Origin of the sequence: Dysosmobacter sp. Marseille-Q4140 (genome assembly GCA_018228705.1) — a bacterium.
Classification (GTDB): domain Bacteria; phylum Bacillota; class Clostridia; order Oscillospirales; family Oscillospiraceae; genus Oscillibacter.
In genome coordinates, this window is sequence record CP073694.1 from 2,702,313 (window position 1) to 2,720,732 (window position 18,420).

The window sequence follows — 18,420 nt, forward strand, 5'->3', positions numbered from 1 at the left end:
CCTCCTGTTAGATCATGATTGTTTGTCGGTATGGGCGGGGCAGCCGATGAGAAAGCCCACGCAGCCGGAGACGAAGTCCCGGAACTGGACCACTGTGGCGGCCACGGAGTCAGACTCCGCCGCAGTCAGATCCCACTGGCTCAGGTTCCGCAGAACCAGCAGCGTCACCAGACAGAACAGCCCGATACAGGTGGCCACGGCCACTTGCAGGCAGTTGGCGGCGTCATCTCCGGCGGAAGAATCCGGGGTGCTGTCAGCGGTCCCGGCGGTATCCGGCGCGGCGGCCTGGCCGCCGTCGGAAAAACCGATACGGTCCATGGGTGCGGCAGGGTCCGCCGGCAAGCCTTTCCCCGTCTCCAGCTTACGCGGCGGCAGTGAGGCGGGTGTCTGTCCGGCGGTGTGGCGGATGAAATTGGCGCTGAGGAAATAACCGAAAATGGCTGCGGCGGAGGTGCGGACGATGATGTCGATATCCTCTGTCGCCTGTCCGGCGCCGGCCGGACAGAAAATGCTGTATGCGGACTGGATCAGCAGCACCAGCATAAATACCAGCAGCCCCTTATCCACAGGATGGATCCGGTCCAGAAGGCCGCGGAGACCGCAGCGGCCCGGCGCGGGGCTCATAAGGGCACCTCCTGCGGTACCGGCGGAGCGGGAAAGAACATGGAGACGCTCCTTTCTGAGATGGGCGGGAGATGTCCGCAGGACCCGTAGGTCGCTGCGGACGTTTTGTCACAGAGGGCAGAGAAGAAAGATCCGGTCCTCCAGCCGTACGATAACTGTGTTGCTGAAAAGAGGCCGGCCCTGAAAACGCACCTGAGCGCGGTTGTGCAGAAAATGGGTGAATCGGGCGGGAATTGCCCGTTTGTGCCCGCAGTCACAAGGCGCGCAGCGGTTGATACAGTTAAACGGAGCCGCCTGTAACCTGCACTTGAAAGGTGATGACGGCGCTCCCTGCTGCGGGAACGGAGGGGATCGTATAGCTGAGGGTGCTGCCGGCCACAGTGGGAACAGCGGAGACATCGTTGACCTTGAAGGTGTCGGTGAGATATGCACAGCCCTGAGGCAGCGTGTCGGTGAAGGGAAGGTCGGAGAGCGCGGTAAGAGACACATTGGTGATGGTGACCGTGTAGGTCAGGGTTTCGCCGATGCTGGCGGAGAGCTTATCCACAGCTTTGACCACAGTGGGCGGCAGAGACAGCAGAGTGGAGACGGTGTTGCTGAGAATGCTGGTACCCTCAAAGGAGACGCTGGCGCTATTGTCCAGCCGGTTGATAAGAGCCATTGCATCACATCCTTTCGCATCCATCCTATGTGGCCGGGCTGGAAAGGTGCCGGGGAGAATCTGAGAGGCGGTGGAAACGGAGAGCCGGAGGGAGAGGCGAACTTGGCGTATAAAAAGAGGGGAACGTTTCTGAACAACGGGCAGTCTGAATGTCCAATCGGCCGATGTTATCATTCTTTCAATTTCTTGTGGTTCAAATGGCTTCGCGCTCTGGGCTGCGGCAAGGTCCCGCGCAGCGGATTCGATTTGGAAAGAAGGAGCAAGGGAGCGGGCGGATGACGTCTTTTTTGCCATGGGCATAAAAAGACGTGGTCGCAAAGCGGACTTTGCGGCCACGTGGAGCATTGCAACACTATAGACGCCACACTTCCAGGTTTGCACCCAAAACCAAATCGAAGCCCAGCGAAGCGGGTTCGATTTGGAAAGGAGGAGCAGCGGCGTGAGCGCGCTCTGACTTTTGTAAAAAAGTCGGAGCAAGCGATACAGAGCTTGCTCCGACGTGGAACATCGTAACACTATGGATGCCGAAACTTCCAGGTTTGCACCCAAAACCAAATCGAAGCCTAGCGAAGCGGGTTCGATTTGGAAAGGAGGAGCAGCGGCGTGAGCGCGCTCTGACTTTTGTAAAAAAAGTCGGAGCAAGCGATACAGAGCTTGCTCCGACGTGGTGCCGGTGGTGGGACTCGAACCCACACGGTATCGCTACCAACGGATTTTGAGTCCGTCACGTCTACCAATTCCATCACACCGGCAAAACTTGTGGCCTTCATTATACAGGAAGCGGCACGGGAATTCAAGTGTTGTTTTTCACGGCCTATCTCCGGAGAGGGAAACGCCTTGCTTTTTTCCGCCTGTGCCTGCATTTTGTGCGGCTTTTCCTGCGAGCAGGGGGATGGCTGCGGGAATTTTGCCAATACTAATTGTATGCCAGAAGTTTACCAATAGTATGTTCATATTGGGTAAAATGCAGGAAAGGGAGGTGAGTTCCCGTGGAAGGAAACCATATTGGAAATCATATTCGCGCTTTACGGCTGGCCCGAAGCATGACACAAGAGGACTTTGCAAACCGCATCAACGTGGCGAAGTCCACGGTGTCGGCTTATGAGAACGGCTCCCGGCTTCCTTCCTACGACGTGCTGGTGAAGATTGCGGATCTGTTCCATGTGACCACAGATAACCTGCTGGGGCGGAGCAGCGGGTGTATGATCGATGTCAGCGGCCTGACGGCGAAACAGCGCAACGCCATTCAGGACGTGGTGACCACTTACCAGGCGTTCAACCGTCTGCATCGTCAGTATGCGGCTGGGGATGTGGATGCGATTTATGACGGCGGAGATCTGAAAAGCAGGGAAGGCGGGCAGTGAGAAACGCGCCCGTCCTTTTTTGCGCCTGTTTGCCGGAGGATACCGGTTTGCTTGGAAAAATGAACAGAGCGTAAAATGCCGGGAAAATCCAAAGAAATGCTACACAAACCGGTGCAGACGTGCTATGATATATGAGTTAAATTCTGCGAATTTGCGCCTTTGGGCGCGAGAGAAGGGAGGCGCCCCCATGAGATATCCGCTTCGCGTGGCCGGCCTGGGACTGATGGCGGGCGTGCTGGCGCTGCTGACTACCGGCTGCGGTTTTGCCTTTTCCCCGGAGGAGCTGTACAGCCTGCCGGCCCTTCCGGCGGAATATACGGAGCTGAACAACAGCATCAGCCAGATGATCGACAGCGGCGCCGAATATGCCGCTCCGGTCTCCGGCACCAATATCCAGCCGGTGCAGATGAAGGATCTGGACGGTGACGGACAGCAGGAGGCAGTGGCCTTCTTCCGCAACTCCGCCGACGAAAAGCCGCTGAAAATCTGCATCTACACGGCGGACGGGGAACGCTATGAACAGACCGCCGTCATCGAGGGCAGCGGCACCGCCATTTACAGCATCGAGTACAGCGATCTGGACAACGACGGCCGGCAGGAGCTGATCGTGGGCTGGCGCGTCAGCACTGACGCCCAGGCTTTGACAGTCTACTCTCTGCGGACCGGCCGTCCGGAGGAGCTGATGCGAACCAATTACGTCAAATACGCCATTACCGACTTGGACCAGGACCAGATGAAGGAGTTGGTGGTGCTGCGGCCCGATGAGATGGGCAGCGGCCTGGCGGATTACTACTGCTGGGAGGAGAGCAGCCTGAGTCTGCGCTCCTATGCCCGGATCTCCAGTACCATGGCCGAGCTCAGCGGCCAGCAGGGGCGGGTCCAGAAGGGAACGCTGTCCGGCGGCGCGCCGGCGCTGTTCATCACCGGCGTGGAAGATGCCTCCTGGTCCGTGACCGACATCCTTACGGTTCGGGACGGGGAGCTGAGCAACCTGCTGCTGTCCGATGTCACCGGCGTCTCCGGGGAGATCGTGGCATACAGCGGCCTCTATCCCACGGATATCAATGGAGACGGTGTCACGGAGCTGCCTCAGCCCCTGAGTGTCTCCGCCTGGACCGGCTGGGAGTGGAGCACCTACCAGTGGGTGAACTGGCGCAGCTACGACAGTGCCGGCACCGAGAAGCAGGTGGTCAGCACCTATCACAACACGGAGGACGGCTGGTATCTGCAGATGCCGGAGGAGTGGCGGGGCCGGATTCTGGTCAGCCGCGTCACCGGTCAGGACGAGATCACCGTGGTGTTCTCCATCCTGGGAGAGGACCCGGAGGAGGAGCCCCAGCCGTTTTTGAAGATCACCGCCCTGACCGGTTCCAGCCGGGAGATCAAGGCGACTCGGGGCGGGCGGATCATCCTGCGGCGGCAGGTGGAGCGGATCTTCACCGCGGAGCTGCTGGATGCCAACGATACCTGGGAATACGGCGTGACCGAGGATGAGGTCCGGGAGGCGTTCAACCTGATCACCACAGAGTGGCTGGCAGGGGACAACTGACCGGCGGAAAGGACAGGAGCGTATGAAAAAAGTATTGGTTCTGGAGGATGAGTCCAGTATCCGCAGCTTTATCGTCATCAATCTGCGCCGGGGCGGCTACGACGTGATCGAGGCTGAGACCGGCGAGGAGGCCCTGGAGCAGCTGAAGGAGAACCCCGATGTGAAGGTGGCGCTGCTGGACATCATGCTGCCCGGCATCGACGGGTTCGAGGTCTGCCGCCGCATCCGGGCCACCAACACGAAGATCGGCATTATCATGCTGACGGCCCGGTCCCAGGAGATGGACAAGGTGACGGGCCTCATGACCGGCGCCGACGACTATGTGACCAAACCCTTCTCCCCGGCGGAGCTGACCGCCCGGGTGGACGCCCTGTTCCGCCGGGCCGGCGGCGAGGAGCCGGTGCAGACCGGTGAGATCCGTCAGGATCCCTTCCTGCTGAACACCCGGAACCGGACCCTGGAGAAAAACGGCGAGCGGATCAAGCTGACCCAGGTGGAATATTCCATCATGAAGATGTTTATGGAAAACCCCGGCAAGGCCTTGTCCCGGGAGGAGATTCTGGACATGGTCTGGGGCCGGGACTACTTCGGCGAGCTGAAGATCGTGGATGTGAACATCCGCCGTCTGCGGCTGAAGATCGAGGACAACGTGCAGAACCCCACCTACATCACCACCGTGTGGGGCTACGGCTACAAGTGGGGGTTCTGAGCCGCCGCTGAGGCGCAGCTGGATCACGACAGAGAGGAGGACAGGCCGTGACGGAGGACGAAAAGACGAAAAAATGGAAGGCCCTGCGGATCCGCGGCCTGCGTCAGCGCTGGATCGTCAACACCATCATGCCCGTGCTGGTGCTGCTGGTGCTGATCGTGACGCTGTTCTCCGCGGGCGTCTCCAGCTACTATTACAGCAGCGTCCGGGACGGCCTGGAGAAACAGGCCCAGGCCATGGCCGGCGCTTTCAACGACTATTTCATGACCAGCTATACGGAATATTACCAGATGGCGGTCCAGACCACCGACAGCTTTGAGGACAAGGACCGCATTGAGCTGCAGTTCATCGACAGCAGCGGCAGCGTCCAGACCTCCACCTCCGGCCTCAAGGCCGGCACCTTCCCCGGTACCAGCGACATCCGCCAGGCCATCCAGGACGGGGAGATGCGGCCCTATCAGGGCCGGGATCCGGAGACCGGGGAGAACATCCTCTCCGTGTCCTATCCGCTGCTGTTCAACGGCAAGGTGGTGGGCGTCATGCGGCTGGTGACCTCCCTGCGGGCGGTGAACCGTCAGATCATCATGGCGGTAATGGCCATTCTGGCCATCGCCGTGATTTGCATGGCCCTGGTGGTCATCTCCAATTTGCTGTTCATCAACAATGTGGTAGAGCCGGTGGCGGTGGTCACCGACGCCGCCAAGCGGATTTCGGCGGGCAGCTACGGTATTCGCATCGAGAACAAATATCCCGACGAACTAGGAGAATTGGTGGACAACATCAACGATATGTCGCTGAAGATCGGCCGCAACGAGAAGATGAAGCAGGAGTTCATCTCCTCCGTGTCCCATGAGCTGCGCACGCCTCTGACCGCCATCAACGGCTGGGGCGAGACGATCCTGGAGGATCCCACCGGCGACCCGGAGCAGCTGCGCCGGGGCATCCGCATCATCCTCAACGAGTCCCGGCGCCTTTCCACCATGGTGGAGGAGCTGCTGGAGTTCTCCAAGATGGAGGATGGCCACTTCACCCTGCGGATCGAGGAGGTAGACCTCCAGGCGGAGTTCGAGGATGCCATCTTCACCTACCGGGAGCTGTTCCGGCAGGAGGGCATCGAGCTGGAGTACCGCACCGGCACCGTGGAGCTGCCCATGATCCAGGGGGATCCGGAGCGGCTCAAGCAGGTGTTCTGCAACGTGCTGGACAACGCCGCCAAGCACGGCGGCTCCGGCAAGCGGATCTCCACCTCCGTCACCCGGGAGGTGGACGACGCCGTGGTCCGGGTCCGGGACTACGGCCCCGGCATCCCCGAGGCGGAGCTGCCCTTCATCAAGCAGAAGTTTTACAAGGGCTCCTCCAAGGCCCGGGGCAGCGGCATCGGCCTGGCCGTGTGCGACGAGATCATCAAGCTCCACAACGGCACCTTCACCATCGGCAATGCCATCGGCGGCGGCGCCGAGGTCACCATCCGCCTGCCCATCCAGGAATAAGACGGAAAATAATCGAACAAATGTTTGCTTTTTGCGAATGTCTGTGATATACTTCAATCATTAGAAAGGAATTTTCATGGCAGAACAGAAATCCTGCGCCTTCCGCACCAGCATCGGCGGACAGGCGCTGATCGAGGGCATCCTCATGCGGGGCCCGGAAAAGCAGGCCATCGTGGTCCGGGACCAGGAGGGGCAGCTGGTGGAAAAGGTGGAGGAGCTGCGGCTCATCAAGGACCGCTATCCCATCCTGGGCGTGCCCCTGATCCGGGGCACCGTCAACTTCCTCTCCGCCATGGTCAACGGCGTCAAGGCTCTGATGTACTCCGCCGACTTTTACCCCGACGAGGAGGCGGCCCAGCCCTCCAAATTCGAGCTGTGGCTGGAAAAGCACCTCACCAGCAAGAAGCTGGAGAGCGCCATCGTGGCCCTGGCGGTGGTGCTGGGCGTGGGCATGTCCGTGTTTTTGTTCATGGTGCTGCCCACCTTCCTCACCGGCGGACTGCTGCACTTCTTCCCCGGCTTTCCCATGTGGGGCCGGAACCTGATCGAGGGCGTGCTGAAAGTCCTGATCTTTTTGCTGTACCTGATCTTCTGCTCCAAACAGAAGGATATCTACCGGGTGTTCCAGTACCACGGAGCGGAGCACAAGACCATCTTCTGCTACGAGGCGGGCCTGCCGCTGACGGTGGAGAACGTCCGCATCCAGCCCCGGCACCATCCCCGCTGCGGCACGAGCTTCCTGTTCGTGGTGATCTTCGTGTCCATCCTGGTGTCCAGCGTGGTGTTCGGCATCTGGCCCATCACCAACGTGTGGCTGCGGACGGCGGCCCACATCGTGCTGCTGCCCCTGGTGGTGGGTATCACCTACGAGTTCAACCGCTGGGTGGGCCGCCATGTGCAGGACAGCGGCCTGGCCAAGTTCCTGACCAAGCCGGGCCTCTGGATGCAGAACTTCACCACCAACGAGCCCGACGACTCCATGATCGAGGTGGCCATCCGCTCCCTGGAGCTGGTGCTGCCGGAGGAGAAGGGCAAGGACGCGTGGTGACGGCCCGGCCGCTTTTGCGGACCAATCACAACAACGAGGCGTAATTATGGCCATTACCTATAACAACCTGTATTTGGATATCCGCCAGCAGCTGCGGCGCGCCGGCATCGAGGAGGCCACGCTGGAGGCCCGGGAGCTGGTGTGCTTCGGCACCGGCAAGAGCCGGGAGCAGCTGGTCCGGGACGGCGGGCTGTACGCCTCGCCGGAGCTGGAGAAGCGGGTGCGGGACCTGGTGGACCGCCACCTGGCCGGAGAGCCGGTGGCGTACCTGATCGGGGAGTGGGAGTTCTATGGCCTGCCCCTGGACATCTCCCCCGACGTGCTGATCCCCCGGCCGGACACGGAGGTGCTGGCCGAGCAGGCCATCGGCTACGTCAAGACGCTGGGAGAGTGCCGGGTGCTGGACCTGTGCGCCGGCAGCGGCTGCATCGGCCTGGCCGTAGCAGCCCAGGCGCCCCAGGCCCGGGTGGTGCTGGGGGAGTGGTCCGACGGGGCGCTGCGCATCTGCCGTCAGAACATCCGCCGCAACAGCCTCTCCGCCCGGGTGGTGCCCATGGGGGCCGACGCCCGGGAAAAGCCGGAGAAATCCCTGGGGGAGTTTCAGTGCATCGTCTCCAATCCCCCCTACATCCCCAGCGGCGACATCGCCGGGCTGGACGTGTCCGTGAAGGACTATGAGCCCCACCTGGCCCTGGACGGCGGCGACGACGGCCTGGACTTTTACCGGAGCATCTCCGAGAAGTGGAAGGACGCCCTGGTCCCCGGCGGCCGCCTCTATTTCGAGGTGGGAATCGGCCAGGCGGACGCGGTGCTTCGTATCATGCGCGCCCAGGGCTTCGGGGACATCCAGGTGGTCAAGGACCTGCGGGACGTGCCCCGGGTGGTGTTCGGCACCCTTTGTACGGAGATCTGACGGGCGGGGACGCCCATTCCCATAGACCGAGATTGTTTGCAGGAGGAAGAGACATATGGCAAGAGACAAGGCGCCGCTGCCCAGCGCGGGCCCGGCGGACGACAAGAAGAAGGCCATCGATACCGCCATGGCCCAGATCGAGAAGATGTACGGCAAGGGCTCCATCATGCGCTTCGGCGACCGGGCGGAGCTGAACGTGGACTTCATTCCCACCGGCTCCCTGGCGTTGGACCTGGCCCTGGGCATCGGGGGCCTTCCCAAGGGGCGGATCGTGGAGATCTACGGGCCGGAGTCCTCCGGCAAGACTACCCTGGCCCTGCACGTGGTGGCGGAGGCCCAGCGCCGCGGCGGCGAGGTGGCCTTTGTGGACGCCGAGCACGCCCTGGACCCCACCTATGCCCGGGCTCTGGGCGTGAAGGTGGAGGATATGCTGATCTCCCAGCCGGACACCGGCGAGCAGGCTCTGGAGATCACCGAGGCCCTGGTCCGCTCCGGCGCCATCGACGTGGTCGTGGTGGACTCCGTGGCAGCTCTGGTGCCCCGGGCGGAGATCGAGGGCGAGATGGGCGACAGCTATGTGGGCCTCCAGGCCCGGCTCATGAGCCAGGCGCTCCGCAAGCTCACCGGCGCCATCGGCAAGACCAACACCATCGTCATCTTCATCAACCAGCTGCGGGAAAAGGTGGGCGTCATGTACGGCAACCCCGAGGTCACCACCGGCGGCCGGGCCTTGAAGTTCTACTCCTCCGTCCGCATCGACGTGCGGCGGATCGAGGCGCTGAAAAACGGCAGTGAGATCATCGGCAGCCGCACCCGGGCCAAGGTGGTCAAGAACAAAGTGGCGCCCCCCTTCCGGGAGGCGGAGTTTGACATCATGTACGGCCAGGGCATCGCCCACGAGGGTGAGCTGCTGGACCTGGGCGTGAAGCTGGATCTGGTCCAGAAGGCCGGCTCCTGGTTCTCCATGGGGGAGACCCGCATCGGCCAGGGCCGGGACGCCGCCAAGAAATATCTGATCGAAAATCCCGAGGTGGCGGAGCAGCTGGAGGCGGACATCCGCAAGAACTTTGACAAGCTCATGAGCAACCAGGACCGGATCGCGGCCAGAGCCGCGGGCCGCGCGGTGGACGTGTCCGCCGACGACTTCAACGATGCGGATTGACCGGATCGAAGCGTCCAGGCATAAAAAGGGCCGGGTGCTGGTGTTTTTGGAGGACGGCGCCTGCCTGAAGATCACGGAGCAGGAGCTGCTGGACTTCGGCCTGCGCAGCGGGGATGACCTCTCCGCCCCCCAGCTGACGAAGCTGAAGGAGGCGGCGGGCCTCTCCGACACCAAGGCGACGGCCGCAGACCTCATCGGCAAGCGGGCCATGAGCCGCGCCAGTCTGGAGAAAAAGCTCCGGGACAAGGGCGCCAGCGAGGCGGAGGCCCGGTACGCCGGGGAGTGGCTGGAGGCCATCGGCGCCCTCAACGACGCCGAGTACGCCGCCATTCTGGTCCGGCACTACGGCCAGATGGGCTACGGCCCCCGGTACGTCCAGGAGAAGCTGCGGGAAAAGGGCGTGCCCCGGGAGCTGTGGGAGGACGCCCTGGACGCCCTGCCGGAGTCGGCGGAGCAGATCGACCGCTTTCTCGCCGCCAAGCTCCAGGGCCGCGCCCCGGACCCGCGGGAGAAAAAGCGCCTCACCGACGCCCTGCTGCGCCGGGGCTACAACTGGGGCGACGTGAAGGCGGGCTGGAACCGCTACGGCGCGGAGGGGTTTGACGGCGAGCTGTAAGGCAGCGCCGAGAGCATCAGGTGGACGCCCCACCGCAGGCCCTGGAGGAACAGGGCCTCTTCCTGCCAGCTGTTGGCCCGGTACTCCGCGGCCTGATACCGTTCAATGAAGCGCTGGCCCATGGTCTGCATCCACTTGCGCTCCAGATCTTCCAGCTCCCGCCGGGCGGCCTGGATACAGGGATTGGCCGGGGGCCGGACCGCGTCCAGGGAGAGGTAGAACAGCTGGGTAAGGAACGCATCGTTCATGTGGAACCCTCCTTAAATATACCTTTTTGTAGTATTTTCGATAACATGAGTGTATACTACAAAAAGGTATAAGTCAAGAGGTAAATATGAAAACAATGATTGTTTTTAAGGACCGGGTACGTGCCCTCAGAAAATCCATGAACTTGAATCAGCAGGAGTTGGGAGAGGCGCTGGGCTTGTCACAGAAAGCCATCAGCACCATCGAGAGCGGCAGCCGGGGCACCACCATCGAAAAGCTGGTGCTGCTGGCAGAGTTTTTCCACGTCTCCACGGACTATCTCCTGGGCATCACCGACGACCCCGCCTGGCGGGGCGGACCGCTAGAATGAAGGGAAGGAAAACGACTTTGCAGTATCGTGTTGCATTCATCTCCCTGGGCTGCGCCAAGAACCAGGTGAACTGCGAGCAGATGATGGCCGCCGTCACCGCGGCGGGCCACACCGTCCAGGCCGACCCCGCCGGGGCCGACGTGGCGGTGGTGAATACCTGCGGCTTCCTCCAGTCCGCCTGCGAGGAGGCCATCGACAACATCCTGGAGATGGCGGCGCTGAAACAGGCGGGCCAGATCAAAAAGATCCTGGTCACCGGCTGCATGGCCCAGCGGTACAAGACAGACATACTCTCTGAACTGCCGGAGGTGGACGGCATCCTGGGCACCGGCAGCTACGGCGACATCGCTGCCGCCATCGACGAGGTCATGACGGGGGAGGAGCGCCCCTGCCGCCTGGGCAACATCCACACCTGCCCCCAGGGCGGGCCCCGCATCCTCTCCACGCCCCCCTGGTACGCCTATCTGCGCATCGCCGAGGGCTGCGACAACCACTGCGCCTACTGCGTCATCCCCTCTCTCCGCGGCAAGTACCGCAGCCGCCCCATGGACGAGCTCCTGGCCGAGGCCGCGGAGCTGGCCGACGCCGGGGTACGGGAGCTGCTGGTCATTGCCCAGGACATCACCCGCTACGGCACAGACTTCAACGGGGAGCACCAGCTGGCGGCATTGCTGCGAGAGCTGTGCAAGCTGGATTTCCACTGGGTCCGGCTCCACTATCTCTACCCCGACGAGATCACCGACGAGCTCATCGACACTATCGCCGCCGAGCCCAAGATCGTCAAATACCTGGATATCCCCATCCAGCACTGCAACGACGGCATTTTGAAGGCCATGAACCGCCGGGACACGAAAGCGGAACTCCTGGCGCTGTTTGAGAAACTCCGGGCCCGGATCCCCGGCCTGGTGCTGCGGACCAGCCTCATCACGGGCCTGCCCGGCGAGGGGGAGGCGGAGCTGGAGGAGCTGTGCGACTTCCTGCGTGAGACCCGCATCGAGCGGGCCGGGGTGTTCCCCTTCTCCCCGGAGGAAGGCACCAGGGCCGCCCAGATGGACCACGTGGACACCGAGGAGGCCCGCCGCCGGGCGGAACTGGTGGTGGATGTCCAGTCCGACATCATCGACGACTACAACGAGTCCCTCCTGGGCGAGGAGCGGGAGGTCCTGTGCGAGGGCTTCGACGGCCAGGCCCAGATGTGCTACGGCCGCAGCTACGCCGAGAGCCCGGACATCGACGGCCGCATCTGGTTCACCGCCGGGGAAGAGGTGGAGCCCGGCACCTTCGTGACCGTCCGCCTCACCGGCACCATGGACGGCGAGCTCACCGGCGAGCTGGCGGAATGAGGTCGCCCCTGGAGGAGATCCCCGGGGTGGGGAAGCGGATTGCCGCCGTCATGGAGGCCCTGGGCATCCGGCAGGTGTCGGATCTCGTGGGCCGGGACCCGGAGGAGCTGTACCGGCAGGAGTGCCTGCTCAAGGGCTTTCAGGAGGACCGCTGCGCCCTGTACGTGTGGCGGACGGCGGTCTACTACGCCGAACACCCGGAGCCGGAGGCGGAAAAGCTGAAGTGGTGGCACTGGAAGGACCGGCCCTACCCGCCGGCGAAGGAAGGAGAACAACCATGAATTTGCCGAATAAATTGACTCTTTTGCGTATTGTATTGATCCCTGTTTTTATGGTGGTGCTGTATTGGGGCTTTCCCGGCGCCAATTATGTGGCCCTGGCCATCTTCATCGTGGCCAGCTTCACGGACCTGCTGGACGGCAAGATCGCCCGGAAGTACAACCTGGTGACGGACTTCGGCAAGTTCGCCGACCCCCTGGCCGACAAGATGCTGGTGACGGCAGCCATGCTGTGGTTCGTGGAGACGGGGAAGATGGCGGCCTGGATGCTGCTGATCGTCATTGTCCGGGAGTTCGCCGTCAGCGGCCTGCGAATGATCGCCAGCGACAAGGGCCGGGTCATCGCCGCCGGCTGGTCCGGCAAGGTCAAGACCGCCTCCACCATGGTGTGCATCGTCATCATGTTCCTGCCCATTCCGGCGGTGGTGAACACCATCTGCGTCTGGGTCATCACCCTGACCACCCTGTACTCCGGCGTGGAGTACTTCGTCCAGAACAAGGACGTGATCGCCTCCGCCTGAGGCCCGCGATCAAAAAGCCACCCCCCGGCGCGGTTTACCGCGCCGGGGGGTGCTCTGCGTTCAGCCCTTTGTCCGGGAGCGGGACCGGCGCTCCGCAAAACGCCGGCTTCCCAGCATGGCCATGGCCCCCAGCCATACCGCAAGTACGTCCCGGGGATCCCCCACGGACCGGGGCAGGTACAGCGGCGTCACGACTTCCCAGAAGAGACCGCAGCCCAGGGCGAAGGCGCTGACCGGGAACAGGCCCCGCATCGGCTTTCGCCCTGTCAGTTCCAAAAGCCCGTTCAAAAAGCACAGCATCAGCGCCCCGGCCAAAAAGTCCGCGAAGTGCCAGGCCAGCAGGCGGTTGCCGGTGAGAGGCGCCAGGGCGAAGCGGTTGAGCGTGTAGAGGATGCCGATGGCCCCCATGGGCACCAGATACCGCCGCCCCATCACAGGAACGATAAAATCAGCAGCGCCACGATCACGGCGCCCACCACGCCCCAGAAGCCGATGCCGTCCTTTTTGTCCGCAGGCGGCAGCTCCATGGCGGAGGGCTTGGCCCGCAGGGCATCCTCGGAGTCCCCGCCGTCCTCCACGATGCGCAGGGAGGGGAACAGGTCCCGGTCCAGATGGGCGGTCAGATACTGGGCGGCGCTGTCCGTCAGGTTCCGCCGCAGCAGAACCGTGGTGGCGCTCCCCACCTGCAGCAGCATCTGGGCCTGCTCCCGGGTCATGCCGCAGAAGCGGACCAGTTGGTCCGCGCTCCGCTTGTCGGCGTAATACTGGCTGCCGGCCACCACAGCGTACCGCCGTCCCCGGGGCGGCACCGTGGGAAGGGGACAGCCGCAGACCGGGCAGACGGTTCCGTCCACGCTGCGCCCGCAGCAGGGACAGGTATCCGGCGGCGTGTAGACCGGGGCTGCCGGCGGGGCCTCTTCGGGCTCTCTGCCCAGCAGCACGTAGTCCGCGGACACGTGCAGCGCCTCACACAGCGCCGCGATGGTGGCGGCGTCCGGCGCGGTCTGGCCGCTCTCCCATTTGCTCACCGCCTGTCGGGTGACGCCCACCAGTTCCCCCAGCTGCTCCTGGGTCAATCCCGCGGCCTTGCGCACCGCGGCGATCCGGTCCTTCAGTTCCATTGGAAATTCCCTCCCTCTCATTTCGATTCCATCATAGCAAAAAGCTCGTTTCCTGACAAGCGACCGGGAAAAACATCCTGTCAACCCTCTGTTGACAAGCCCTCCGGCAGGGAAAAATCCCCCGGCCCCTTGACACACCGGACAAATCCTGATAATATGCTAAGGTAAATTGAATAGCGCGATGATCGGGAAGAGTATCGGCATACCCAAAGAACAGAGAGGGCGCGTCACCGGCTGCAAGCGTGCCTGCGGAGGGAGCTGTGAAAGTGCGCCCGGGAGCGCGGGGGATGTGGAAGCCCCCCGACCGGCCCCCGTCACAGGGCCTCCTTGAGTGATAAAAGAGAGTGGAACCGCGATTCGTCGCCTCTCGTACTTTGGTACGGGAGGCGCTTTTGTTTGCCCCCCGGCCGGCACAAGGAGAAATGCAACTATGGCAAAACGCGTTACCCGTCTGGGCGGCCTTCTGGCCGCCTATCAGCGCCGCGACCCCGCGGCCCGCAGCAAGCTGGAGATCTTCCTGCTCTACCCCGGCGTCCACGCCATCCTCTACCACCGCCTGGCTCACTGGCTGTATGTCCACCGCCGGTTCTTCCTGGCCCGGTGCGTGTCCCAGTGGAGCCGGTTCTGGACCGGCATCGAGATCCACCCCGGCGCCACCATCGGCCACCGGCTGGTCATCGACCACGGTATGGGCATCATCATCGGCGAGACCGCCGAGATCGGAGACGACTGCCTGCTCTACCAGGGCGTGACCCTGGGCGGAACGGGAAAGGATAAGGGCAAGCGCCACCCCACCCTGGGCGACAACGTGCTGGTGGGCTCCGGCGCCAAGGTGCTGGGTCCCTTCATGGTGGGCGACAACGCCCGCATCGCCGCCGGCGCCGTGGTGCTGGGGGAAGTCCCGCCCAACTGCACCGCCGTGGGCGTGCCCGCCCGGATCGTCCGCTGCGCCGGAAAGCCCGTATACTTCGCCGACGACGTGGACCAGATCCACATGGCGGACCCGGTTCTGGAGGAGCTGGTGGCCATGTCCCGGCGGATCGAGGAACTGGAACAGGAAGTGCAAAAGCTGACCAATACGAAAGAGAGGACTGCCTGAGATGTATCTGTACAATTCAGCCACCCATAAGAAAGAGGAATTTAAGACCCACACCCCCGGCCATGTGGAGATGTACACCTGCGGCCCCACGGTGTACCACTTCGCCCACATCGGGAACCTTCGCAGCTATATCATGGAAGACGTGCTGGAGAAGTACCTGCGCTACGCCGGGTACGACGTGAACCGGGTCATGAACATCACCGACGTGGGCCACCTGACCTCCGACGCCGACGAGGGCGAGGACAAGATGCTCAAGGGCGCCCGGCGGGAGCACAAGACCGTCATGGAGATCGCCCAGTTCTACACCGACGCCTTCTTCTCCGACTGCGCCAAGCTGAACATCAAGACGCCGGACACCGTCCAGCCCGCCACCGGCTGCATCGACGAGTATATCAAGATTGTCTCCAAGCTGGTGGACACCGGCTATGCCTACCTCGCCGGCGGCAACGTGTATTTTGACACCTCCAAGCTGGACCATTACTACGTGTTCAACGACCACGACGAGGAGGATCTGGCCGTGGGCGTCCGGGAGGGTGTGGAGGAGGACACCAACAAGCGCAACAAGAACGACTTCGTCCTCTGGTTCACCAAGTCCAAGTTCGAGGACCAGGCCCTCAAGTGGGACTCTCCCTGGGGCGTGGGCTATCCCGGCTGGCACATCGAGTGCTCCGGCATCTCCATGAAGTACAACGGCGAGTATCTGGACCTCCACTGCGGCGGCGTGGACAACGCCTTCCCCCACCACACCAATGAGATCGCCCAGTCCGAGAGCTACCTGGGCCACCCCTGGTGCAAGCAGTGGTTCCACGTCCACCACCTGAATACCAGCGACGGCAAGATGAGCAAGTCCAAGGGCGAGTTTTTGACCGTCTCCCTCCTGGAGGAGAAGGGCTACGATCCCCTGGCCTATCGGTTCTTCTGCCTCCAGAGCCACTACCGCAAGGCCCTGGTGTTCACCTGGGAGAACCTGGACAACGCCGTGGCGGCCTACGACAAGCTGATCGCCCGGATCGCCGCTCTCAAGCCCGAGGACGGCCCCGTGGACCAGGCCGTGTTCGATGAGTACAAGGCCAAGTTCCTCCAGCAGATGGGCAACGACCTCAACACCTCCATGGGTATCACCGCCGTGTACGACGCATTGAAGGCAAAGACCAATGACGCCACCCGTCTGGCTCTGATCGGCGACTATGACACCGTGCTGTCCCTGAGCCTTCTGGAAAAGGCGGCGGCCAAGCGGGCGGAGGCTGCCAAGGCCACCACCACCCAGGCTTCGGGCGGCTATACCGTCACCGGCGAGGGCGACCCGGCCATCGACGCGCTGGTCCTCCAGCGGTACGAGGCCAAGAAGGCCAAGAACTTCGCCGAGGCAGACCGCATCCGGGATGAGCTGAAGGCCCAGGGCATCGAGATCATCGACACCAAGGGCGGCGCCAGCTGGAAGCGGATCTGAGCGGCTGCCATCCGAGATCAAAAAGGACCGCGGGCATTTGCCCGCGGTCCCTTTTTTGACCTTGGGAAACAAATGGAAAAAGTTTTCGCGCTTTTGGGGAAAAGCGGTGCTTTCCCTTGACAAAATTCGACAATTCTCCTATTATAGGACCACTATTGCGCAGTATAATGGCACGTCACTGTAAGGATGTGCCGGAGGGAGAGGAACCCATGGAATTGAACCGGGCGGTGGCGGAGAACATCAAGCGTATCCGCAAGACGAAAAAACTCAGCATGGAGCGGCTGGCCCAGGAGGCCGGCGTCTCCCGCAGCATGCTGGGTCAGATCGAGCGGGGAGAGGCTAACCCTTCCGTGGCCCTGCTGGGCAAGCTGGCGGCGGCGCTGAAGGTGCCCGCCGACGTGCTGCTGGAAAACGACGACTTTCAGTCCCTGCTGCTGGCCCGGGAACTGGACACCAAGCCCGTCCGCCTGGACGGCGGCAAGACGGTGCTGCGGCCCTCCTTCCCCTATGACGATGTGACCCGGCAGGAGAGCTTTTTCCTGGATCTGTACATCAGCGCCCAGTACGCCCCGGAGCCCTCGGTGCCCGGGTGCCTGTGCCACGCCACGGTGCTCTCCGGCACTGTGGGCCTGGAGGCGGAGGAGCAGACCTTCCAGCTGCTGGAGCGGGACGCCCTGCGGTTCGCCGCAGACCGGCCCTACCGCTTCTCCAACCAGACCAGCGCCAGCGCCAGGCTGCTGCTGGTATACCGCTATTTGAAATAAGGAGACTTGCCCCATGACCATCCGCACTGCGACTATGACCGATCTCCGGGCCGTCACGGACCTGGAGGCTGCCTGCTTCCCCGCCGCCGAGGCTGCCACGGAGGCGGACTTTGCCGCAAGGCTCTCGGCCTATCCGGACCATTTCTGGCTGCTGGAGGAGGACGGGGAGCTGATCTCTTTCATCGACGGTATGGTGACCGACGAACCGACCCTCCGGGATGAAATGTACGAAAACGCCGCCCTCCACGACGAGAGCGGCGCCTGGCAGATGATCTTCGGCGTCAACACCCGGCCGGACCGCCGGCGGCAGGGCTGCGCCGGGACGCTCATGGAGCGGGTGATCGCCGACGCCCGGGCCCAGGGCCGCAAGGGCTGCGTTCTCACCTGCAAGGCCGCCCTGGTCCACTACTACGAGAAATTCGGCTACGTCAGCGAGGGCCGCTCCGCCTCCACCCACGGCGGCGTGGAGTGGTACGACATGCGGCTGACCTTTTGAAAGGGGAGAGGGACATGAGTGATCCGCGCAGGCGCCGCAGCGCCGCAGGGGGCCTGACCCTGCTGGCGGCCGCCGGGTACATTTGCTGGAAAGGGCTGAAAGCGGTGGATCGCCGCCTGGAACAGCGACGGAACAAGACTCCCGGACAGGAGAAACAGCGCCCCTGAGGACGACAAAGCGCCCGGCCATCCGGCCGGGCGCTTTTCCTGCGCGGTCTGCGGAGATCACTCGCCCATGGGGGCGCCGCAGTGGGGGCAGAACTTGCTGTCAGAGGCGGCACCGCAGATGGGGCAGGTGCGCTGGCCCTCCTCCGCCTGCACGAACTCGGCCTCTCCGGCCTCGTCGCTCTTGGCGGGTTTGCTGGCCTCCAGCTCGGCGATGCGGGCCTTGGCGGCGTTGACCGCCTCCACCAGTTCCCGCACGCCATCGGGGATCTCGCCCTCGTATTCGTTGACGAACCACTCGCCGATGGTACGGTAGGTCTTGTCGATCTCCCGCTGTTCGCCGGCGATGGCAACGCTGATCTTGGTCAGCTTGGCCACGTCCTTGGCCTTGTCCGCCGCCAGGAATGCCACGTCCTTGGCCTTGTCCGCCGCCACGGCGGCGATGTCAATGGTCTTTTTGCTCAGATCATC

Annotated in this window: 23 protein-coding genes and 1 tRNA gene; 17 read left to right on the forward strand and 7 right to left on the reverse strand. The window is 63.1% G+C overall.

What is annotated here, in order from left to right; translation table 11 throughout:
* Nucleotides 1–12: 12 nt before the first annotated feature.
* From KFE19_13295 to KFE19_13305, 3 genes are all read right to left on the reverse strand, one after another.
* Nucleotides 13–624: a hypothetical protein gene (locus KFE19_13295; protein QUO37349.1), complete on the reverse strand. Its 612-nt coding sequence runs from the start codon at nucleotides 622–624 to the stop codon at nucleotides 13–15.
* A gap of 280 nt (nucleotides 625–904) precedes the next feature.
* The gene (locus tag KFE19_13300) at nucleotides 905–1,285 is read right to left on the reverse strand and encodes a DUF11 domain-containing protein (GenBank protein ID QUO37350.1); all 381 of its coding nucleotides are present in this window, start codon (nucleotides 1,283–1,285) and stop codon (nucleotides 905–907) included.
* A 665-nt stretch (nucleotides 1,286–1,950) separates the two neighbouring features.
* Nucleotides 1,951–2,037, reverse strand: a tRNA-Leu gene (locus KFE19_13305).
* A gap of 291 nt (nucleotides 2,038–2,328) precedes the next feature.
* Between KFE19_13305 and KFE19_13310 the strand changes: the two genes are divergently transcribed.
* From KFE19_13310 to KFE19_13345, 8 genes are all read left to right on the forward strand, one after another.
* The gene (locus KFE19_13310) at nucleotides 2,329–2,649 is read left to right on the forward strand and encodes a helix-turn-helix transcriptional regulator (protein QUO37351.1); all 321 of its coding nucleotides are present in this window, start codon (nucleotides 2,329–2,331) and stop codon (nucleotides 2,647–2,649) included.
* A 187-nt stretch (nucleotides 2,650–2,836) separates the two neighbouring features.
* Complete coding sequence (locus KFE19_13315) at nucleotides 2,837–4,198, forward strand: VCBS repeat-containing protein (protein ID QUO37352.1); 1,362 nt, start codon at nucleotides 2,837–2,839, stop codon at nucleotides 4,196–4,198.
* 22 nt (nucleotides 4,199–4,220) lie between these two features.
* Nucleotides 4,221–4,907 (forward strand): response regulator transcription factor, encoded by a 687-nt coding sequence (locus KFE19_13320; protein QUO37353.1) that lies wholly within the window; start codon nucleotides 4,221–4,223, stop codon nucleotides 4,905–4,907.
* Nucleotides 4,908–5,035: 128 nt separating this feature from the next.
* On the forward strand, nucleotides 5,036–6,397 hold the full coding sequence (locus tag KFE19_13325) for a HAMP domain-containing histidine kinase (GenBank protein ID QUO39633.1): 1,362 nt from the start codon (nucleotides 5,036–5,038) through the stop codon (nucleotides 6,395–6,397).
* Between the two features lie 76 nt (nucleotides 6,398–6,473).
* Complete coding sequence (locus tag KFE19_13330; GenBank protein QUO37354.1) at nucleotides 6,474–7,445, forward strand: DUF1385 domain-containing protein; 972 nt, start codon at nucleotides 6,474–6,476, stop codon at nucleotides 7,443–7,445.
* A gap of 46 nt (nucleotides 7,446–7,491) precedes the next feature.
* Nucleotides 7,492–8,358, forward strand: coding sequence for a peptide chain release factor N(5)-glutamine methyltransferase (gene prmC, locus KFE19_13335; GenBank protein ID QUO37355.1), 867 nt, complete (start codon nucleotides 7,492–7,494; stop codon nucleotides 8,356–8,358).
* 55 nt (nucleotides 8,359–8,413) lie between these two features.
* Entirely contained in the window at nucleotides 8,414–9,520 is a 1,107-nt protein-coding gene (gene recA, locus KFE19_13340) for a recombinase RecA (protein QUO37356.1), read from the forward strand.
* Nucleotides 9,521–9,557: 37 nt separating this feature from the next.
* Nucleotides 9,558–10,136: a regulatory protein RecX gene (locus KFE19_13345; protein QUO39634.1), complete on the forward strand. Its 579-nt coding sequence runs from the start codon at nucleotides 9,558–9,560 to the stop codon at nucleotides 10,134–10,136.
* Here the strand turns inward: KFE19_13345 and KFE19_13350 are convergent.
* A complete protein-coding gene (locus KFE19_13350) occupies nucleotides 10,103–10,384 on the reverse strand; it encodes a hypothetical protein (protein ID QUO37357.1) in 282 nt (93 codons plus the stop codon). The genes KFE19_13345 and KFE19_13350 overlap by 34 nt on opposite strands.
* Before the next feature lie 95 nt (nucleotides 10,385–10,479).
* On the opposite strand from KFE19_13350, the gene KFE19_13355 reads away from it, so the two are divergent.
* From KFE19_13355 to pgsA, 4 genes are read left to right on the forward strand one after another with little or no spacing between them, the layout of a single operon-like run.
* Nucleotides 10,480–10,713, forward strand: a complete 234-nt coding sequence (locus tag KFE19_13355; GenBank protein QUO39635.1) for a helix-turn-helix transcriptional regulator — start codon at nucleotides 10,480–10,482, stop codon at nucleotides 10,711–10,713.
* 17 nt (nucleotides 10,714–10,730) lie between these two features.
* Nucleotides 10,731–12,056, forward strand: a complete 1,326-nt coding sequence (rimO, locus tag KFE19_13360; protein ID QUO37358.1) for a 30S ribosomal protein S12 methylthiotransferase RimO — start codon at nucleotides 10,731–10,733, stop codon at nucleotides 12,054–12,056.
* On the forward strand, nucleotides 12,053–12,337 hold the full coding sequence (locus tag KFE19_13365) for a Pathogenicity locus (protein ID QUO37359.1): 285 nt from the start codon (nucleotides 12,053–12,055) through the stop codon (nucleotides 12,335–12,337). Before rimO ends, KFE19_13365 begins: the two co-directional genes overlap by 4 nt.
* A complete protein-coding gene (pgsA, locus tag KFE19_13370) occupies nucleotides 12,334–12,855 on the forward strand; it encodes a CDP-diacylglycerol--glycerol-3-phosphate 3-phosphatidyltransferase (GenBank protein QUO37360.1) in 522 nt (173 codons plus the stop codon). The genes KFE19_13365 and pgsA overlap by 4 nt, the downstream gene beginning before the upstream one ends.
* A 60-nt stretch (nucleotides 12,856–12,915) precedes the next feature.
* On the opposite strand, the gene KFE19_13375 is transcribed toward pgsA, so the two are convergent.
* Together KFE19_13375 and KFE19_13380 are read right to left on the reverse strand one after the other, a co-directional pair.
* Nucleotides 12,916–13,287 (reverse strand): hypothetical protein, encoded by a 372-nt coding sequence (locus tag KFE19_13375; GenBank protein ID QUO37361.1) that lies wholly within the window; start codon nucleotides 13,285–13,287, stop codon nucleotides 12,916–12,918.
* On the reverse strand, nucleotides 13,287–13,976 hold the full coding sequence (locus KFE19_13380) for a helix-turn-helix transcriptional regulator (GenBank protein QUO37362.1): 690 nt from the start codon (nucleotides 13,974–13,976) through the stop codon (nucleotides 13,287–13,289). The genes KFE19_13375 and KFE19_13380 overlap by 1 nt, the downstream gene beginning before the upstream one ends.
* Nucleotides 13,977–14,406: 430 nt before the next feature.
* Between KFE19_13380 and cysE the strand changes: the two genes are divergently transcribed.
* The 5 genes from cysE to KFE19_13405 all read left to right on the forward strand — a co-directional run bounded on the left by cysE (nucleotide 14,407) and on the right by KFE19_13405 (nucleotide 17,952).
* Nucleotides 14,407–15,075 carry a serine O-acetyltransferase gene (gene cysE / locus KFE19_13385; GenBank protein QUO37363.1) on the forward strand — a complete coding sequence of 223 codons (669 nt, stop codon included), beginning with the start codon at nucleotides 14,407–14,409 and terminating at the stop codon, nucleotides 15,073–15,075.
* A gap of 1 nt (nucleotide 15,076) precedes the next feature.
* Nucleotides 15,077–16,525 (forward strand): cysteine--tRNA ligase, encoded by a 1,449-nt coding sequence (cysS, locus tag KFE19_13390; protein QUO37364.1) that lies wholly within the window; start codon nucleotides 15,077–15,079, stop codon nucleotides 16,523–16,525.
* Between the two features lie 167 nt (nucleotides 16,526–16,692).
* Nucleotides 16,693–17,289 (forward strand): helix-turn-helix domain-containing protein, encoded by a 597-nt coding sequence (locus tag KFE19_13395; GenBank protein QUO37365.1) that lies wholly within the window; start codon nucleotides 16,693–16,695, stop codon nucleotides 17,287–17,289.
* Nucleotides 17,290–17,302: 13 nt separating this feature from the next.
* Nucleotides 17,303–17,785 (forward strand): GNAT family N-acetyltransferase, encoded by a 483-nt coding sequence (locus KFE19_13400; protein ID QUO37366.1) that lies wholly within the window; start codon nucleotides 17,303–17,305, stop codon nucleotides 17,783–17,785.
* A gap of 14 nt (nucleotides 17,786–17,799) precedes the next feature.
* The gene (locus KFE19_13405) at nucleotides 17,800–17,952 is read left to right on the forward strand and encodes a hypothetical protein (GenBank protein QUO37367.1); all 153 of its coding nucleotides are present in this window, start codon (nucleotides 17,800–17,802) and stop codon (nucleotides 17,950–17,952) included.
* 57 nt (nucleotides 17,953–18,009) lie between these two features.
* Here KFE19_13405 and KFE19_13410 read toward each other — a convergent pair whose 3' ends face one another.
* Nucleotides 18,010–18,399, reverse strand: a complete 390-nt coding sequence (locus tag KFE19_13410) for a zinc ribbon domain-containing protein (GenBank protein ID QUO39636.1) — start codon at nucleotides 18,397–18,399, stop codon at nucleotides 18,010–18,012.
* Nucleotides 18,400–18,420 lie beyond the last annotated feature (21 nt).

Bases quoted from the DNA above. Each gene is read 5' to 3' on its own strand.
- KFE19_13320 (QUO37353.1), top strand. From the start codon at position 4,221: ATGAAAAAAGTATTGGTTCTGGAGGATGAGTCCAGTATCCGCAGCTTT.
- KFE19_13375 (QUO37361.1), bottom strand. From the start codon at position 13,287: ATGGGGCGGCGGTATCTGGTGCCCATGGGGGCCATCGGCATCCTCTAC.
- pgsA (QUO37360.1), top strand. From the start codon at position 12,334: ATGAATTTGCCGAATAAATTGACTCTTTTGCGTATTGTATTGATCCCT.
- KFE19_13325 (QUO39633.1), top strand. From the start codon at position 5,036: ATGCCCGTGCTGGTGCTGCTGGTGCTGATCGTGACGCTGTTCTCCGCG.
- KFE19_13395 (QUO37365.1), top strand. From the start codon at position 16,693: ATGGCACGTCACTGTAAGGATGTGCCGGAGGGAGAGGAACCCATGGAA.
- KFE19_13350 (QUO37357.1), bottom strand. From the start codon at position 10,384: ATGAACGATGCGTTCCTTACCCAGCTGTTCTACCTCTCCCTGGACGCG.
- KFE19_13330 (QUO37354.1), top strand. From the start codon at position 6,474: ATGGCAGAACAGAAATCCTGCGCCTTCCGCACCAGCATCGGCGGACAG.
- KFE19_13400 (QUO37366.1), top strand. From the start codon at position 17,303: ATGACCATCCGCACTGCGACTATGACCGATCTCCGGGCCGTCACGGAC.
- prmC (QUO37355.1), top strand. From the start codon at position 7,492: ATGGCCATTACCTATAACAACCTGTATTTGGATATCCGCCAGCAGCTG.
- cysS (QUO37364.1), top strand. From the start codon at position 15,077: ATGTATCTGTACAATTCAGCCACCCATAAGAAAGAGGAATTTAAGACC.
- recA (QUO37356.1), top strand. From the start codon at position 8,414: ATGGCAAGAGACAAGGCGCCGCTGCCCAGCGCGGGCCCGGCGGACGAC.
- KFE19_13310 (QUO37351.1), top strand. From the start codon at position 2,329: ATGACACAAGAGGACTTTGCAAACCGCATCAACGTGGCGAAGTCCACG.
- KFE19_13405 (QUO37367.1), top strand. From the start codon at position 17,800: ATGAGTGATCCGCGCAGGCGCCGCAGCGCCGCAGGGGGCCTGACCCTG.
- KFE19_13315 (QUO37352.1), top strand. From the start codon at position 2,837: ATGAGATATCCGCTTCGCGTGGCCGGCCTGGGACTGATGGCGGGCGTG.
- KFE19_13380 (QUO37362.1), bottom strand. From the start codon at position 13,976: ATGGAACTGAAGGACCGGATCGCCGCGGTGCGCAAGGCCGCGGGATTG.
- cysE (QUO37363.1), top strand. From the start codon at position 14,407: ATGGCAAAACGCGTTACCCGTCTGGGCGGCCTTCTGGCCGCCTATCAG.
- KFE19_13355 (QUO39635.1), top strand. From the start codon at position 10,480: ATGATTGTTTTTAAGGACCGGGTACGTGCCCTCAGAAAATCCATGAAC.
- KFE19_13365 (QUO37359.1), top strand. From the start codon at position 12,053: ATGAGGTCGCCCCTGGAGGAGATCCCCGGGGTGGGGAAGCGGATTGCC.
- KFE19_13300 (QUO37350.1), bottom strand. From the start codon at position 1,285: ATGGCTCTTATCAACCGGCTGGACAATAGCGCCAGCGTCTCCTTTGAG.
- KFE19_13295 (QUO37349.1), bottom strand. From the start codon at position 624: ATGAGCCCCGCGCCGGGCCGCTGCGGTCTCCGCGGCCTTCTGGACCGG.